We start from the raw sequence: 15,106 nt of genomic DNA, 5'->3' as shown, positions 1-15,106 counted from the left end.
TTAGCCGTTAACCATCGCGGCAGCCTGCCGATAGCAGTCCAGCTTTTCGGCGTACGGCAGCCGCCTTTTCATATCCTGTAAAAGCGTTCTTTTTATATCGTTCGCGCCGTCCAGCCGCAGCGCCAGGGAATAAAGCAGCGGGAAAATTTTCAGGCGGCTGTCGCAGTGGCTGATGGCCTGAAAAAGCACCCGCAAAGCCTGCGGAAGATCTTTATCCTGCGACGCGTGCTGAAATCTTAAAAAATGCAGCAGGGCGTCCCTCGGGCGCGCTTTCAGCAGGCCGAGGATTTCCTCGCGGGAAAGGCGCTGTTCTGAAAGGTAAAACTGCCAGCAGGCATCCATCGCCTGCGGCCAGGCGGCCTCGTTTTTCCAGCTTTCAAGTACCCGCATGCGGCGGTGATAAATCAGCGCGTTATCGTGCTGGGCTTCGCCCTCGTCGCTGCGGTGCACGGCGACGGTTCGCCTGTCCGCAATAAACGGCCCGAGCTTCGCCAGCCGCAGGAAAATATCCCAATCGTCCCCCGTGAGATCCGCGCAGGTCACTGCAATTCTTTTAAAAGACGAGGCGCGAATAAGCGTGCCGATATACAGCGTAAAATTGCCGTCGATTAACAGATGGTCAAAAAGATGGCCGCTGGCAAAATAGTTTGACCAGGGGGCGATCTCGCCGTTGTGCTCCAGCTTTTTTATATCCCCGTAGCAGAGCGTGCATTCCGGGTGCTGCTCCATGAGCTTGACCTGGTGGGCAAGCTTGTCGGCGGTGGCCAGATCTTCTGAATCGACGATGGAAATATACTTGCCGCGCGCACGCCTCATCGCCTCGATTAACGGCCTGTCTTCGCGCGCGGGCACGGCGTCCGCAGAATGCGTTTTACAGTCAACGTAGGTGAAGCCGTAGCGTTTTTTATATTCCTTAATGGCGCGCAGCGCGTCCCTGTCGGACCGATCGTCCACCACGATCACTTCGGTATTTTTCCATGTTTGCGCATAGACGCAGTCCAGCGCGGCGGCAATATGTTTTGCATGATTGAAGTGGGTAACAATCACGCTGACGAGCGGCAGTTCCATGAGTTGACCTCAGAGCAACGGATTTTCTTGCGTAGATTCAGCAAAATGGTTGGGTCATGCGATGGTACGAGAAGGGGGTAACCATGGGGCTTATAAATAGATAAAATTAAAATTATTCTTTGAAAATCAGCGCATAACTCTTTAGTGGTACGCGAGGCAAAATACACACCGAGGCAGAAATATCAGAACCAGACCCTTAGAAGACCGGATGTTGTTCCTTCAACACTCATTTCTGCCGGTGAAAAATTGAAGGACGGTCGTTAGCAGTTGTAGCATTTTCTTAAAGAGTCGATGATCCTGGAAAACTGAGGATGACGAAGAGATGACTTATGGTAAATCATATAAACCGGATACACGGGCAAGGGAATGTCCGTCTTAAGCATCTTCAAATTAAACGCGGTTTTAAATTTCTCATAAAACGAGACGGGCATGATGGAAAGATAATCTGACGATTCCACAACACCCGCAAGGGACATAAACGAAGGGCTGGTCATGATAATGGTTCTGTTTTCCAGAATATCATCGATTAACTTTTTGTTCGTTAACATGTTGTCGTAATCGCTGGAGGTGGTTGCGTATTTTTCCTCTTTCATTTGTTCGATGCTAATGTTGTCAGCCTCACCGTATCGAGGATGGGTACGGCTACAGATAAGCACAACTTCTTCTACAAATATTTCATGCGAAATCAAAGAAGGATTAGAGTTTGATTTAAAATCAAAAATGATATCCGCTTCGCGGTAGGTTAACGCGTCGCTTACGCTCTCCATCATATTATGATGGCTGGTATGAATAATTTTACAGTCAGGCACGATCGTTGAAGCGCATGCCGATACGTTGGGCAGCACCCTCATAGCGATATAGGGAGCGGCATTAATAACGATATTTCTATAAGTCCCCGAGTTTGATAGGCCTTTAAGCTGCGTGACCAGCGTGGTGTAGCTTTCTTCAATTATATTGTGGATATTTGTCGCAACGGTGGTGGGGACTAACTGCTTGCCCTTACGAATAAACAATGAATCATCAAAGAACGTGCGTAATTTATTCACTTCCTGGCTTACGCTTGACGGCGCAAGGTCAAGTTCCTCAGCGGCTTTAGTCACGCTGTAGTTATGGTAAACCGCCTCAAAGATAGTGAGTAAGTTTAAGTCGAATTCTTTGTTTATGTTAAAAACACTGGTCATGCTTTTTTTTGTGTTCATATCCTACTCTCTTTTGAGATGTTTCTACGGCATAAGAGCTTTGATGATAGCTAAACTTTGATGTGAAAACTGATGTGGCGAAGAAATAAAAACACGAAGCTTATTGAATATTCTTTGGTTTTATTTTTTTGCGTAAGGCGTTTTCTGAAAAGAAGAACACCTCATCCATAGGCGGGTTTGGCGTATCATTATCAATTAAGCAAACCGCTGGGAAAATATCTGGTTTTATTTCGTCTATTTTCTTTTTTAAATTTTTATCCGAGAGGTATTGCGTTGTACCTTCGGCTGCGGACATTATGTAAATTGTGGTCATGAACTCTTTATAGCTAGACTCATCTTCCAGAATCAAAAGCATGTGCCTTTCCCTCGTCAGTTGGATTATTTACTTAGTTAAATATAACTCAAACATATCGAATTTTTATGGGAAATGCAGCGGTGAATTTCGAATGATAGTTTCTTACCATGCTGACCTCCTATCTATCCATATGATTTTAATGAAATAAAAGGTGAATGTTGAAAAACCGAAAGATGCATTCGGTTTTGGCTATCGCGTTTGGATGTATACGTCAGCATAATGTGTTTACACCAAAGGATAGAACAAAGTAAATATATTGATTTATATATTTTAATTGTGATTTTCCCTTTAGGACTTTGGTAATAAATGAGCGTTTTTTAATTTGCAAATTAGAAGGATCTTCTATGTCTAACGTAATGAGTAATGTATTAAAGGTTTCTGTTCTTGCGCTGAGCTTGGCGAGTGTTTCTGCTTTTGCAATCACTGTTCCAAGTGATAATGGTACCGTCACTTTCAATGGTTCGGTCACTGACGCAACCTGTACCGTTACCATGGGTAACGGTGGTACGGCGCACAGTGCAATTGTGACTATGGATCCGGTTCTGAGAACTGACGTCGAACAAGCAACCCTCGCGTCAGCCGTAGGCCTTACACCGTTCCAGATCATGATTGAGTGTCCATCGGCTGGGGCAGACGATGATACAGCTGTTGACAAAGCCAAGTTCAAGTTCACTAACACGGGTAATGCGCAGGGTGTTGACCTGATTAACAGCACATTAATCCCATCTACCAGTTCTGATGGCTCTACCGCGGAAAACGTGGCCATTGCAATTTATAACAACACTGCAACTAGCACTGACCAGGTGCTAATCGGTGGGGATAATATTGCACAAGAATTTGATGGCATGAAGTCTGATACTGCGACGCAGTATGGTTTCAGCTTTAAAGCAGGTTATGTTCCGTCATCAAGCTGGAGTGTGGATGCGAACCCAATCAAACCTGGCCGCGTGAACGCCTTCGTCAACTTTACTATTGATTATGAGTAATATCTGACAGGGCAGTAATATCCAGGCAAGCCATCGCATGATGGCTTGCTTTTATTAGAGGTTTTTATGAGAAATAATTCTTTTTCTTTAATGGTTAAATCTGCTTTTTTCGCTGCGGTTTTATTATCGCCATTAATGAGTAATGCAGCTGTGGTTATTTCTGGGACACGTATTGTGTATCCAGAAAAAGCGAATGATATTACCGTTCGTCTGGATAATAAAGGAGCAACGCCGCTGTTGGTGCAAACCTGGTTGGACGACGGGCGTGAAACCGTTAACCCGCAGGAAATGAAGGTGCCGTTCGTGGTCACTCCGCCTGTATTCCGCATGAATCCTCAGCGTGGCCAGACGGTGCGCATCAGTTCCGTAGGCAATACGCTCCCGCAGGACAAAGAGACCGTCTTCTGGTTTAACGTGCTGGAAGTGCCGCCTAAAGATAAAAACAGTGACAGCCAAAATCAGATGCAGTTGGCCTTCCGTTCGCGCATAAAAATGTTTTATCGCCCAACCGCGGTGAAAGGCGACCCGGCCATTGCTGCACAGAATCTGAAATGGACGCTGGAACAAAGTGGCTCGGTAATAAAAGCCAAAGCAACTAATGACAGCCCGTTCTATATCTCTCTGGGCGGGGGCCATGTGTCAGCAAACGGCCAAGAATACCAGATTACCACAGGCATGATTGCACCTCAGTCATCTTTATCAATGGATGTCAAAGGGCTTAAATCGCAGGTGTCAGGTGCGAAAATAAGCTACAGCGCAATTAATGATTATGGTGGCTCTATTAAAAAAGATGTTCAGCTGTAATTTCATAAATTGGCGGGATGCCAATTTATTCATCACTATTCGCCAGTCGTGGTTATTATTATGGACTTTAAACCGTCTTCATCACAGATTATTGTTGCCATCGGTCTGTGTGCATTCACGGCTTTGCCGGCGATGGCGGATGGGCCAGAAACAACGGGTAGCGTAACGGCCCAGGACAATACGTCTGCACCAGAACAGGTGCAGCAAAATAACGCTGATGCTATTGCGCCGCCTGCAGTGGCCGTAGCAGAAACAGTGGCTAATCTAACAGCTCAGGACAACACGTCTGCACCGGTACAGGCACAGCAGCAGAAAGTTGAAACCACAAAATCGCCTGAAGCGGTTGTGGAAAATAACCCGTCTGCAAGCCCGGTTGAGTCTGATGAAAGCTCCGACGCCGTTGAGTTTAGCGATCAGTTTCTGATGCCGGGCAGTTCGAGTGTGGATTTAAAGCGCTTCTCTAAAGGTAACCCGACGCCGCCGGGTACCTATAAGGTGATGCTGTATATCAATGATAAGCAGCTGGCTACCACTAACGTCGACTTTATTGAAAACGGCACGGAGCAGGCTTCGCCATGCATCACGACCAAACTGCTCAATATCATGGGTGTGGATTATTCCGAGTGGTATAAGCCGGATGAGAATGACGACGAAGAAACGGCCGCAAAGCGTTGTATTGATATCAAGAAATTTATCCCCGATGCGAGTCTGAAATATGACAACGGGGATCAACGTCTCGATATCAGTATTCCGCAGAAATACATTAAGTTTCAGCCGCAGGGATATGTCGATCCTTCCCTGTGGGAGGACGGCGTTAATGCCGCGATGGTCTCCTATGACGCAAACTATTACCGTACCGATAGCAACGGAACCGTTTCGCAAAGTGCTTTTGCCGGGCTGAAGTACGGCTTAAACATCGGCGCCTGGCATTTCCGCTCGCAGGGCTCTGTTAACTGGGACGAAGTATCCGGCGCGAAATATAACAGCCAGAATATCTACGTTCAGCGGGATATCACGGCGCTAAAAGCGCAGATGATTGCCGGGAACAGCTACACCAGCGGCGACAGCTTTGACTCGGTCAGTCTTAATGGTGTGCGCCTTTACAGCGATGACCGCATGCAGCCAAGCTCAATGAACGGCTACGCGCCGATTATTCGCGGCGTCGCAAAGACTAACGCCAAGGTTACCGTGAAGCAGAACGGCAATACGCTTTCACAAACCACGGTTCCGCCCGGCCCTTTTGAGATAACCGATCTTGCGCCGGGGAGTTCCGGTACCGGGCTTGACGTCACCATTGAAGAGGCCGACGGCAGCAAACGTTATTTCACCGTGCCATTTACCTCCGTGGTACAGATGCAGCGGCCCGGGACCAGCCGCTGGGAAATTGCAGCGGGCCAGTTTAGCCAGGATAACCTGTTCACCAAACCGTATATGGTTCAGGGAAACTATTATCACGGCATCAATAACACCTTTACCGGCTACGCTGGCGTACAGGCAACCAACAGCGGTTTCTATGCCGGGCTTCTTGGCCTGGCAATGAATACCCCGATCGGCGCCTTTGCTTTGGATATCACGCAGTCCTCGGCGATGGTACCGAATGCCGACAATATGAAAGGCCAGAGCTTACGTGTGACCTACAGCAAGCTTATCGAGTCGACTAACACCTCGTTTAACGTGGCGGCATACCGTTATTCGACAAGCGATTACCTGACGCTGAGCGACGCCGTACAGATGATTGACGACGTCAAAAATGGCGTGCTCAAAGACCGTGACGACTATCGCGGGCTACGCAGCCAGGTCCAGTTGAGCCTCTCTCAGCCGCTCGGAACGCCGGAGGATAACTATGGATCCCTTTTTCTGAGCGGCAGCTGGCAGGACTACTGGGGCGTGGACAAGCTGACAACCCAGTTTACCGGCGGCTACAGCGGCTCGATGGGAAGCTGGGGCACATACAGTATTAACCTTCAGCGCAGCTACGATCGAGATGGAAACAAGGATGACAGCGTATACGTCAACTTCAGCATTCCGCTGCAAAGGCTATTTGGCGGCAATTTGGGCTCACCGGAGCGCCCACTTTTCGACACGCTGAATGCCAGCGTGAGCAGCGATATGAAAGGCGGGGCGCAGACGAACCTGTCCACCAACGGCCTTTCCAATGATGGCAGGGTCAGCTACGGCATTAACACGGCATACAATGTTGTTAAAGATGACAAAAATCTTGGGCAGATAGGCGGCTTTGGAACCTACAACTCACAGTATGGTCCGCTGAGCGCTTCAGTTTCTGCCGATAATAATCACGGCCGCCAGTTCTCTCTGAGCAACAGCGGCGGCGTTGTTTTGCATTCGGGCGGGGTAACCTGGTCGTCGGAAAGTATCAGTGATACGGACAGCATTGTGATCCTGAATGCGCCAGGCGCGCGTGGCGCCAAGGCGAGTAGCGGCTTTGGCCGTATTGATTCACGCGGCTATGCCGTAAGCACGGGGTTATCGCCCTATCGTGAAAATGATGTCGGCATCGATATCAGCGATATGGACGCCGATGTTGAAGTGGAGAATACCAGCAGTAAGGTCGTTCCAAGAGCGGGCTCCGTGGTGCGCGTGAAGTTCGACACCGTAGAGGGGCAGTCGGTGCTGATGAATCTGCACCGTATCGACAAGGGCTTTATTCCTCTGGGCGCAACGGTCACCACCCTGGACGGGCGTGAAGTCGGTTCCGTCGGCCAGGCAGGCCAGGCATTTGTTCGCGGTATTGACGCGAGCGGAAAAATTAAAGTGGTTTGGGGCGCGACAGCAGATCAAAGCTGTATTGCAACTTACGATTTGCAAACCAGCACCAGCGCCATGCGCGCCACTATCATTCTTGATGATGTGAAGTGCATTCCGCTGGCGGAAGTTAAATAAGATGAATATTACATTTGACAGGGAGTCAATAAAAATATGCAAGTAAAATATCTATTATTGAGCCTGCTTTTATGTTCATCGGTTGCCTATTGTGATGTGGCAAGTACAGCCTTCAACGTTTCTGCGAATGTTATCAGCAATACCTGCTCTGTTACGGTCGCAAATAATACGGTGACCCTGGATGCGGTAACGAAAAGTTATTTTGATGTTAATAATTTAACACCGCAGCAGTATAACGGTGGAACCACGTTTTCGGTGCTGGTGAATAATTGTGGTCAGCCGGGGAGTCTTGATAGAAAAGTGCTGCATATATCATTTGAGCCGCAGGGTGGCGTATTCCCACCGCAGAGCAATCAGGTATTTATGAATGAACTGTTACCGGAAAACGGCGGCGCCGTTGGCGTCGGAATTACTGTATTTTCTGCAGATGCTCAGATGAATGTTTTAAATGCCGACGGGACATCCGATATCACCTATGACATTAACGGACAGTCGCCGGACGAATTTCAAAAACCCTACGATTTTGTCGCACGGTACCAGGCGCTGGGTGACGTCACGCCGGGGCAGGTGAAATCAAGCGTGCTGGTGGGAGTAATGTATGATTAAGTTTATGAAGCGCCATGCCGAGCTATTATTTGTAATCACGGTGCTTGCCTCCTGTTTATTAACGCTGCCGATGGCGAAAGCCGCGGAGGCAAACTGTTATTTTAACAGCGGCACGGGTGACCAGATATTAAGCCTGAATGGCATAGGAAAAATAGACGCTCAGGGAAGCGTGTCTCAGGCAACGCAGATTGGTAAAGGCGAAGGCTACGCGTTTGGGCACACCGGCTCCGTTTGTGAGTCGGGGAGTAACGGTGGTTCAACGACCTTATGGTATAAAAATGGTGTGGTTTCCGCTTCTGCTGGGGAAGTTAAAAGCGCGCAGGGGGAAAGTACGCCTTTATTCGCGACTTCGGTTCCCGGTATTGCCTATACGCTTCAGGCGGTATCAAACACCGGCATCAGCGTATATGTTCGTCCCGGTACTTCCGCTAGCTGGCAAAGTTTGGGTGGATATTCCTCAAGCCAGCTTGATGGGGCAACGTGGCGCTATATAGCGAAGCTTTATCAGCTGCCGGAATATAAGACTGGGGTGAAAGAGCGCCCCGTAGTTTCTATGGCAACGCTCGCCAGCTTTAATCTGGGGGATGCGACACAAGAATCACGTAGCGTGAATTTGAAAAGCGGGCAGAATTCACTGGGCATGTTGATGAGTTCACCCACCTGCACCAGCGCAATAATTGCTCCGGCCGGCAATGTCTCTGGCTCCGTGCTTAATCTTGGAGATTATCACGTCAGCGATTTGAACGAAATGAACGATCGTACCGTTCCTTTTGAGATTGGGCTATCGGGCTGTAGCGGCGTGCGCGCTGTCGTTGTTTCGGTGACAACCTCGAATACGGTTTACGATCAATATTATATTGGCCCGAACCCCGGTAGCGGTGGTAGCGGCCTCGGCGTGCGGATCGGCGGCGCGGGCAATATTACGTTTAAACCCAATGACAGCACCTCTTTTGCCGAGTATTCGGGGACAAACTTGGTAGCCGTCACGGATTCAAGCTATCTGCTGGAGCTAAGAGCTTTTCTACATAAAGTGAACGATGGGCAACAAATTAAGGCCGGTGAAAAATTTGAAGCCACCATGACTTTTAATATTACTTATGAATAATGCCAACTTAAATTTATGAGGGTGCTTATGTCAATAAATAAGATATTATCTCAATGGAGAGGGGCCGTAATGATGGGCCTATCTCTTGGTCTATTTCCTTTCCAGTCTATTGCGGATGTCACATCGACTTCGCTAACTGTTTCAGCAAATATTATTGCTACAACATGTGAAATGAAATTAGTGGGCACAAATAATAGCCCGACAAACATCACTATTAGTAGTGGTACTAACGACGGTGGTGTATTTGGCGCAGATGAGCTTGCTGCGGGTAAGGTTTTCACGGATTTTAGCCTTGAGATTATAGAGTGTTCATCGGGTGCAACTATCAAAACGTCTGTTACCGGTACGCCACTAGCTGAAGATAACCACTATTTGAAGTCCCCTAATTCCTCACCAACCTCTAGCACTAATGTTGGGGCGAGTATTTCAAGAGTCTCAGCGCCAGACTCTAATTTTGTTATAAATCCTGTAAATGACAGTGATAAAATACTCTGGACTGCTGATGAAATAGCGAGTAAGAAACTTGCGCTTCGAGTTACTTTAAAAGACCTATTGGCAGATGGAAGTGTCAGTCAATATACAGGGACATTTTCGACCCAAGCCGTGTTCAGTTTTGAATATCAATAAAGGTATCTTTATGAAAATAAATTTTGCGACCTGTATGTTTTTTGCGATATTAAACACAATATGCCCGAGTGTTAGCGCTGCTATAAGTGGCACGTCAAGCTTGCAGGCTGATATTTCTGCCACTATTCAACAGGGGTCGTGTTCGATATATGTTTATGATACTGGCGGTCGAGTTGTAAATTCGGTGGATTTGGGTGATATCTATGCTTCGCAAATTAAAGCAGGAGTTAAGGTGACTAAGGTAGTAACGTCACAGGGAAATCGTTGGTATAAAATTGGCACCGGAAACTGTCATCAATCATCAGGTTCACCTGTAATTTATAACGTTACTCCTGGCGTTTGCGATGGAACTGGTTTTGTAAACCAGGCTGCAGGTGGTGACAAAAATATCGTTCTTGACCTTTATACTAAAACCACTGATGGGACCGATCCCGACTCCATCGTGCCAGGTTCGGAATTATCATGTACTGGTTCTACACCTATTTCAATTCCAGAAGACTCGAGTGGGAGAACCCGTTGGCTGCAGTTCATGTTGAGAAAAGCTGATGGAGCTGAAACTTTGCAGGAAGGTTCATTTATGGTGCCGTTAACATTTACGGCAACGTACAATTAAACTATCAAAATTTTTCAGGAATTATAGCGAACCTAATAGTTAAGGAAAACTATGTTTAAACTCTACGGAAAGAATATTGCTGTATCGAGCGTTGTTTTGGCTTCCCTTTATTCATTTTCAGGGATGGCTGCTGAAACGGTAACGGACACTGTAACGCCAGCCCGAGCGTCGTCTGCTCCCGCTGCAACGCCAAAAAAACCTGCAGAACCAGCGAGTGCTTTGTCTAAAGAGCCTGAGGCCGCAAAACCAGCGGAAACGCCAGCAGTTTCCGCTGGGGCCAAAAAGACCGTTTCCGAGCTGTTGGATGGGCTGCCGACCGAGCCCGCTACGGTGATACTAGCTGAACCGGTACCAGGGGCAAATACCCAATCCGAAACCATTACGCCTATTGCTTCACCGGAACCTGAATTCTCCCTCGACAGCGAAGAGCAAAAGCGCTCCTACGCCACCGGCGTGGCGATGGCGCACTACATTCAGGGAAACATCGAGCGGCAAAAAGCGCTGCATATGACCCTCAATCGCGATCTGCTGATGCTCGGCCTGCGCGATTCGTTCAGCAAAACGTTGAAAATGAGCGAGCAGGACATTCAGGCCACGCTTACCGCCGTCGATGAGCAGATTGCCGTGCTCAGCAGGGCGGAAGAGGCCAAAAAAGAGCTTGCCGACGCAACCTTCGTCGAGAACTTTGCCAGGCGCGAAGGGGCGAAGAAAACCAGCAAAGGCCTGCTGTATATCATCGATAACAAAGGCGAAGGCGACGCGCTGAAGGACAGCGATACGGTTGAGATCACCTACAAAGGCACGCTAACCGACGGTACGGTCGTCGACGGCCCGCAGGTTGAAGGGGCTAACGAAGTGTTCCAGGTGGGCAAAATGCCGCCGGTGCTGGGCGATGCGGTCAAGCTGATTCGTAAAGGCGGGCAGGTTACCCTGCTGCTGCCGCGCGGCAGCGTCAAAAGCGGGGACGAGAAGGTTGCGAAGTCCCCGACGGAAACGGTGCTGATTTACACCGTGTCGGTAATCAACGTGAACAAGCCGTAATATATTCGTAGGGTGGATAAGCGAAGCGCCATCCACCAATGCAAAAAAAGGGGAACGCTTAGCGTTCCCCTTGTGCTATCTCAATTCCCCGTCAAAACAGTTTCTTGCGCAGGCTGTGCAGCAGGGTGTTTTTCTCCGGCGGCTGCGGGTTTTCCAGCGCCTCGATAATCACCTTCGCCGCGCGTTCCCCGGCGTTACCGTCCTGGAAGGCGTCGCAGTAATGGCGGCGGACCTCCGCAAGCGGGGCTTCCAGCGCCTGCCAGTCAAACTTGTCCGACAGGCAGTCGCGCAGCCGCGCCATATCGCTCACCGTCGGCAGCAGGGTACGAATCTGCTGCTCGGCGCTAAAGGGGTTGCTGTAGGTCGTGTCGCCCGACACCAGCTCGTCCATGCCCTCCCACTCCAGCAGAATCACCTTTTTGCCCGCGTGAATCGCGTCGAAGATAAACCCGCTGTTGTCCGTCAGCACGTAGTCCGCGCGCTGGAGCAGCGGCAGCGTCAGGTCGTGGCGGGTGACGCGCTTCTTCAGGTGGCGCTGGGCGTGCGCCAGCATCTGCGCCTCTTCGCCCCGGCACTGGGTGCCGTGATGCAGCTTGATAATCACGTTGTAGTCGCGGCTCATGCGGCCAAGCTGCTCCGCCCAGTGCGGGATCGAGCTTAGCGCGCCGAAGGTTGGCGCGTAGAGCAGCGTCGGCTTTTTGGCGTCCAGCTTCAGCTCGTCGAGCGCGGCCGCGTTGATATCCTGACGGTGCCATTTATCGAAGCGCGGGTTGCCGACGACGTGCGCGTTGCCGTTGATATCCAGCGCCTGCCGGCTGTATTCGCCGTAGCAGAGAATATGGTGGTAGAAGGCGTTCCACCAGGCGTGGTTCCACGACTCCTTCGCCAGCCCGTACATCGTTCTGACCTGCACCGCGCCGAGGCCGTTTAGCATCGGCGTGTAGTAAGGACTCACCAGGCACGCGTACTGCTGCTTGCGGTTTTTAGCCTCGGTCAGACGGCTGCCGCTTATACGCTTATCGTCAATCTGCGGCAGAAGCTGGCACATCTCGTCGAGCAGCGCCTTCGGCACGACGTCGCTAATCAGCAGGTCGCAGCGGTAGCCCGCGTCCAGCAGCCTGCCGATAAACGGCTTGTAGAGCTGGTAGTGGAAGGCGGTTTCCATATAGAAGCCGATGGTTTTCCCCAGCTGGTTGCTGATGGGAACCTGCTTTTCCTTGTTCTTTTCCGCGATATGGTTCTTGTTGATTTTGTTGAAGTAAAAATGAATGTTGTCGGTCTCTTTGCCTTCAATGTCGCTAAAGCCCGCCCGCTGATAGCTGATGCTCGGGTAGAACGACAGCCATTTGCCCTGCGCCTGAATCGCCTGCCAGCGCGACTCCAGCACCCTCGACGGGTCCTGCGCCATCTGGCCGTGAAGCGTGGCGTAGTAAGGGCGATTCACGAGGTAAGCACACACTTTTTCGCAGTCGTTGGCGCGAATTATCCCCGGCAGGCTCTTCATCGTCTGGCCTTCTTTCACCTGGCCGCCCAGCAGCACCACTTCCCAGGCAAAATGCGGCAGGGCGTTAAGCAGCTGGTTGAAGGCGTTGACGTGCTTTTGCTGCTTGAGCAGCAGCGCGTCGTCTTCGAGCAGCAGGTAGTTGGCCCAGCCTTCACGGCTCGCCATCTCCAGCACCCGCTGATGGGAAAGGCTGCGGCCCAGCGCGCCGTCTTCGTTTTCGCAGGCGCTAAAGCGGATGATTTTGTCGGCGGGCACCTGAAGCTGTTGCAGCTCGTCCTGCATCTGCTGCCAGCGGTCGGCGCGCGCGTCGCGGTTGATCACGACGATTTTTTCGATGTGCTGCCACTGCACCGGCTGGCTGGCGGTGGCGTTGTGCAGGCTTTGATACCAGGAAAGCAGCATCGGGTCGCGCACCCGGTCGGTCACGCTTTCGCCGGTTGCCTCGCTGCTGCCGAGCACGAAGTCCTTATCAAAGGTGTTGTGGCTGTGGGAGACGCACAGAATGGTGCGCTCGCCCGGCAGCTGAAGCGGCGTAACGCTGAAGTTGTTAGTGAACGCTTGCTCTTCACCCAGATTGCACTCGTCGTCGTAACGGTGCTTCTTCAGGTAGTTACGGTGGTAGCAGAAGGTGCCGTTAAGAATATTGTTATCGCCGAAGCGGTGCGTTTTGAACACGCGGTTGATATGGCTATACCAGATGGGGATCTGGTCAGAGCCGGAAATCAGCGCCCGGTGGCGCTGCATCATCTCGATGGTGTAGGAGATTTTATCCGGCGGATAGTAGTCATCGTCGTCCATGCAGACGATGTATTCCCCCTGCGCCAGCTCGTTGAGCTTATTGCGCTTCGCGCCCAGCGACAGCCGCTCCGGGTGGTGAATATAGCGGATGTTCTGGCCCTGCGGGTTATTGCGCGTCAGGGCGTTAATGGTCGCCAGGTTGCTTTCCGGCGAGTCGTCCAGAATCACCAGCTCGCGCCGGTCTGCCGGGTAGTCCTGATAGCGGAACATATACAGCAGATAGGGCAAAAACGCCGCCCGGTTCCAGGTAGGCGTCACCACGCTGACGAAAGGTTTTTCGCGTCCGGTTGCCGGGGTGACGGTGTTCAGCAACTGGTTAATCAGGTTTGGTTTTGCGTTTGAGTCAGACATAGCTTACGGCGGGCGCCTGGTGAAAGTGAATAAAACCGGCTCAGCGAGTCAGCAGGGAAAATGCGGCCAGCAGCTCGTCTTCAAGCGGCGTCTGGTGCAGCGATTCGCGCTCGGCCGGGTGCGCGTGGCGCCAGGCTTCGAACAGGCTAAACAGGCTGAAAATCTGTTCTGCCACAAGCTGCGTACCGTCGAGAACCCACAGGCTGAACAGGGTGCGCAGCAGGAAGTAATCGCTTACTAGCTCAAGATAATTCTGCGTCAGGGACAGGCTATCGTGCTGCGGGAAGGTGTCGTGGTACAGGCGGTACACCAGATAGTTGGTCCACAGCCATGGCCGTTCGGCAAACGCCTGCTGGCCCTGCGCGTCCCAGATTTCCGCAAGCTGCTGCTGCATCAGCGCTTCGCTGTTGCTGTCCTGCAAGGCCAGCAGGTTAACCTGCAGCGGCAGGCTCATTTTGCGCGAGCAGTCGACGAGGTTATCCCACTCCAGCGAATAGCCGCCCAGCGCGGTGATCAGCTGACGCTGCGCCAGCGGAAGCGGCGGCAGCTGGGCAAACATCTCCTGCAGCGTGCCGGTTGCCGCGTGCGCCGCAAGCTCGGCGGGCAGGCGTTTAATCATCGCCACGTCGTTCGGGGATTTCTGCGCCATGGAAAGCAGCACGCCCAGCGCGTAAAGGCGCAGCTCGATGCCGATGTCCGCAAGCGTGACGATATCCAGCGCCGCCTGGTTTAGCGCCTGCATGCCTTCCGGCAGCGCCTTCGCCTCGTCGTTCGCGTCAATCATCTCTACGTGCAGCACAAACGCCTCGGGCGATCCGAGCACCGCTTCGCAGCAGCGCGGGTCGTCAAGCAGCAGGCTGCGGCGGGTTTCGTGCCGCCAGCTAACGGCAAGCGCGTGGGTGGATTCAGGGTGCTGCTGAAGATACTGACGAACGAACTCGGGTTCGTAACATTCAATCTGGCTCATAGTGTTCTCTTGCTATTTAATTACCGATGCGGGGTTATTGGCAATATTCGTGCCAGTTTTGATTGTTTATGTTTTTCAATGGGATGTGGGAGTTCGGTGCGTTTTGGGGAAGGGGAGTTTCCGGTGTTAAGTTTATTGGTCAGGACGGACGCCCTCACCCCGGCCCTCTCCCCCAGGAGAG

Annotated in this window: 13 protein-coding genes; 8 read left to right on the top strand and 5 right to left on the bottom strand. The window is 51.2% G+C overall.

All coding sequences use genetic code 11. The features are described 5' to 3' along the window. The 3 genes from ACSPHG_RS17125 to ACSPHG_RS17115 form a co-directional block, all read right to left on the bottom strand. Window positions 1-1,068, bottom strand: a complete 1,068-nt coding sequence (locus ACSPHG_RS17125) for a glycosyltransferase family A protein (RefSeq protein ID WP_435954693.1) — start codon at window positions 1,066-1,068, stop codon at window positions 1-3. A gap of 260 nt (window positions 1,069-1,328) precedes the next feature. Beyond that, the gene (locus ACSPHG_RS17120) at window positions 1,329-2,267 is read right to left on the bottom strand and encodes a LysR substrate-binding domain-containing protein (RefSeq protein ID WP_435954692.1); all 939 of its coding nucleotides are present in this window, start codon (window positions 2,265-2,267) and stop codon (window positions 1,329-1,331) included. Between the two features lie 100 nt (window positions 2,268-2,367). Continuing rightward, window positions 2,368-2,622: a hypothetical protein gene (locus ACSPHG_RS17115; RefSeq protein WP_435954691.1), complete on the bottom strand. Its 255-nt coding sequence runs from the start codon at window positions 2,620-2,622 to the stop codon at window positions 2,368-2,370. 344 nt (window positions 2,623-2,966) lie between these two features. Between ACSPHG_RS17115 and ACSPHG_RS17110 the strand changes: the two genes are divergently transcribed. The 8 genes from ACSPHG_RS17110 (at window position 2,967) to ACSPHG_RS17075 (ending at window position 11,305) form a co-directional block, all read left to right on the top strand. Then, a complete protein-coding gene (locus ACSPHG_RS17110; RefSeq protein WP_435954690.1) occupies window positions 2,967-3,608 on the top strand; it encodes a fimbrial protein in 642 nt (213 codons plus the stop codon). Window positions 3,609-3,674: 66 nt separating this feature from the next. Beyond that, a complete protein-coding gene (locus tag ACSPHG_RS17105) occupies window positions 3,675-4,412 on the top strand; it encodes a fimbrial chaperone (RefSeq protein WP_435954689.1) in 738 nt (245 codons plus the stop codon). A 60-nt stretch (window positions 4,413-4,472) separates the two neighbouring features. After that, window positions 4,473-7,313 carry an outer membrane usher protein gene (locus tag ACSPHG_RS17100; RefSeq protein ID WP_435954688.1) on the top strand — a complete coding sequence of 947 codons (2,841 nt, stop codon included), beginning with the start codon at window positions 4,473-4,475 and terminating at the stop codon, window positions 7,311-7,313. 36 nt (window positions 7,314-7,349) lie between these two features. After that, window positions 7,350-7,919 (top strand): fimbrial-like protein, encoded by a 570-nt coding sequence (locus tag ACSPHG_RS17095; RefSeq protein WP_435954687.1) that lies wholly within the window; start codon window positions 7,350-7,352, stop codon window positions 7,917-7,919. Then, complete coding sequence (locus ACSPHG_RS17090; RefSeq protein ID WP_435954686.1) at window positions 7,912-9,024, top strand: fimbrial protein; 1,113 nt, start codon at window positions 7,912-7,914, stop codon at window positions 9,022-9,024. The genes ACSPHG_RS17095 and ACSPHG_RS17090 overlap by 8 nt, the downstream gene beginning before the upstream one ends. 69 nt (window positions 9,025-9,093) lie before the next feature. Beyond that, complete coding sequence (locus tag ACSPHG_RS17085) at window positions 9,094-9,651, top strand: fimbrial protein (protein ID WP_435954685.1); 558 nt, start codon at window positions 9,094-9,096, stop codon at window positions 9,649-9,651. Window positions 9,652-9,661: 10 nt separating this feature from the next. Next, window positions 9,662-10,264, top strand: a complete 603-nt coding sequence (locus tag ACSPHG_RS17080; protein WP_435954684.1) for a fimbrial protein — start codon at window positions 9,662-9,664, stop codon at window positions 10,262-10,264. A 219-nt stretch (window positions 10,265-10,483) separates the two neighbouring features. Continuing rightward, window positions 10,484-11,305, top strand: a complete 822-nt coding sequence (locus ACSPHG_RS17075) for an FKBP-type peptidyl-prolyl cis-trans isomerase N-terminal domain-containing protein (RefSeq protein WP_435954683.1) — start codon at window positions 10,484-10,486, stop codon at window positions 11,303-11,305. Window positions 11,306-11,396: 91 nt separating this feature from the next. Here the strand turns inward: ACSPHG_RS17075 and ACSPHG_RS17070 are convergent, their stop codons facing one another. Both ACSPHG_RS17070 and ACSPHG_RS17065 read right to left on the bottom strand, forming a co-directional pair. Beyond that, window positions 11,397-13,958, bottom strand: coding sequence for a glycosyltransferase (locus ACSPHG_RS17070; RefSeq protein WP_435954682.1), 2,562 nt, complete (start codon window positions 13,956-13,958; stop codon window positions 11,397-11,399). Window positions 13,959-13,998: 40 nt separating this feature from the next. After that, window positions 13,999-14,925, bottom strand: coding sequence for a lysine-N-methylase (locus ACSPHG_RS17065; RefSeq protein WP_435954681.1), 927 nt, complete (start codon window positions 14,923-14,925; stop codon window positions 13,999-14,001). Window positions 14,926-15,106 lie beyond the last annotated feature (181 nt).

This window comes from Dryocola baronae, assembly GCF_051297175.1.
Taxonomy (GTDB): Bacteria; Pseudomonadota; Gammaproteobacteria; order Enterobacterales; family Enterobacteriaceae; genus Dryocola.
This window is presented reverse-complemented; position numbering and strand designations above follow the sequence as displayed.

What these genes read in the sequence shown, in the direction of transcription:
- ACSPHG_RS17065 (WP_435954681.1), bottom strand. Translation starts at nt 14,925, where the DNA reads ATGAGCCAGATTGAATGTTACGAACCCGAGTTCGTTCGTCAGTATCTT.
- ACSPHG_RS17100 (WP_435954688.1), top strand. Translation starts at nt 4,473, where the DNA reads ATGGACTTTAAACCGTCTTCATCACAGATTATTGTTGCCATCGGTCTG.
- ACSPHG_RS17110 (WP_435954690.1), top strand. Translation starts at nt 2,967, where the DNA reads ATGTCTAACGTAATGAGTAATGTATTAAAGGTTTCTGTTCTTGCGCTG.
- ACSPHG_RS17095 (WP_435954687.1), top strand. Translation starts at nt 7,350, where the DNA reads ATGCAAGTAAAATATCTATTATTGAGCCTGCTTTTATGTTCATCGGTT.
- ACSPHG_RS17090 (WP_435954686.1), top strand. Translation starts at nt 7,912, where the DNA reads ATGATTAAGTTTATGAAGCGCCATGCCGAGCTATTATTTGTAATCACG.
- ACSPHG_RS17105 (WP_435954689.1), top strand. Translation starts at nt 3,675, where the DNA reads ATGAGAAATAATTCTTTTTCTTTAATGGTTAAATCTGCTTTTTTCGCT.
- ACSPHG_RS17085 (WP_435954685.1), top strand. Translation starts at nt 9,094, where the DNA reads ATGATGGGCCTATCTCTTGGTCTATTTCCTTTCCAGTCTATTGCGGAT.
- ACSPHG_RS17125 (WP_435954693.1), bottom strand. Translation starts at nt 1,068, where the DNA reads ATGGAACTGCCGCTCGTCAGCGTGATTGTTACCCACTTCAATCATGCA.
- ACSPHG_RS17080 (WP_435954684.1), top strand. Translation starts at nt 9,662, where the DNA reads ATGAAAATAAATTTTGCGACCTGTATGTTTTTTGCGATATTAAACACA.
- ACSPHG_RS17115 (WP_435954691.1), bottom strand. Translation starts at nt 2,622, where the DNA reads ATGCTTTTGATTCTGGAAGATGAGTCTAGCTATAAAGAGTTCATGACC.
- ACSPHG_RS17120 (WP_435954692.1), bottom strand. Translation starts at nt 2,267, where the DNA reads ATGAACACAAAAAAAAGCATGACCAGTGTTTTTAACATAAACAAAGAA.
- ACSPHG_RS17070 (WP_435954682.1), bottom strand. Translation starts at nt 13,958, where the DNA reads ATGTCTGACTCAAACGCAAAACCAAACCTGATTAACCAGTTGCTGAAC.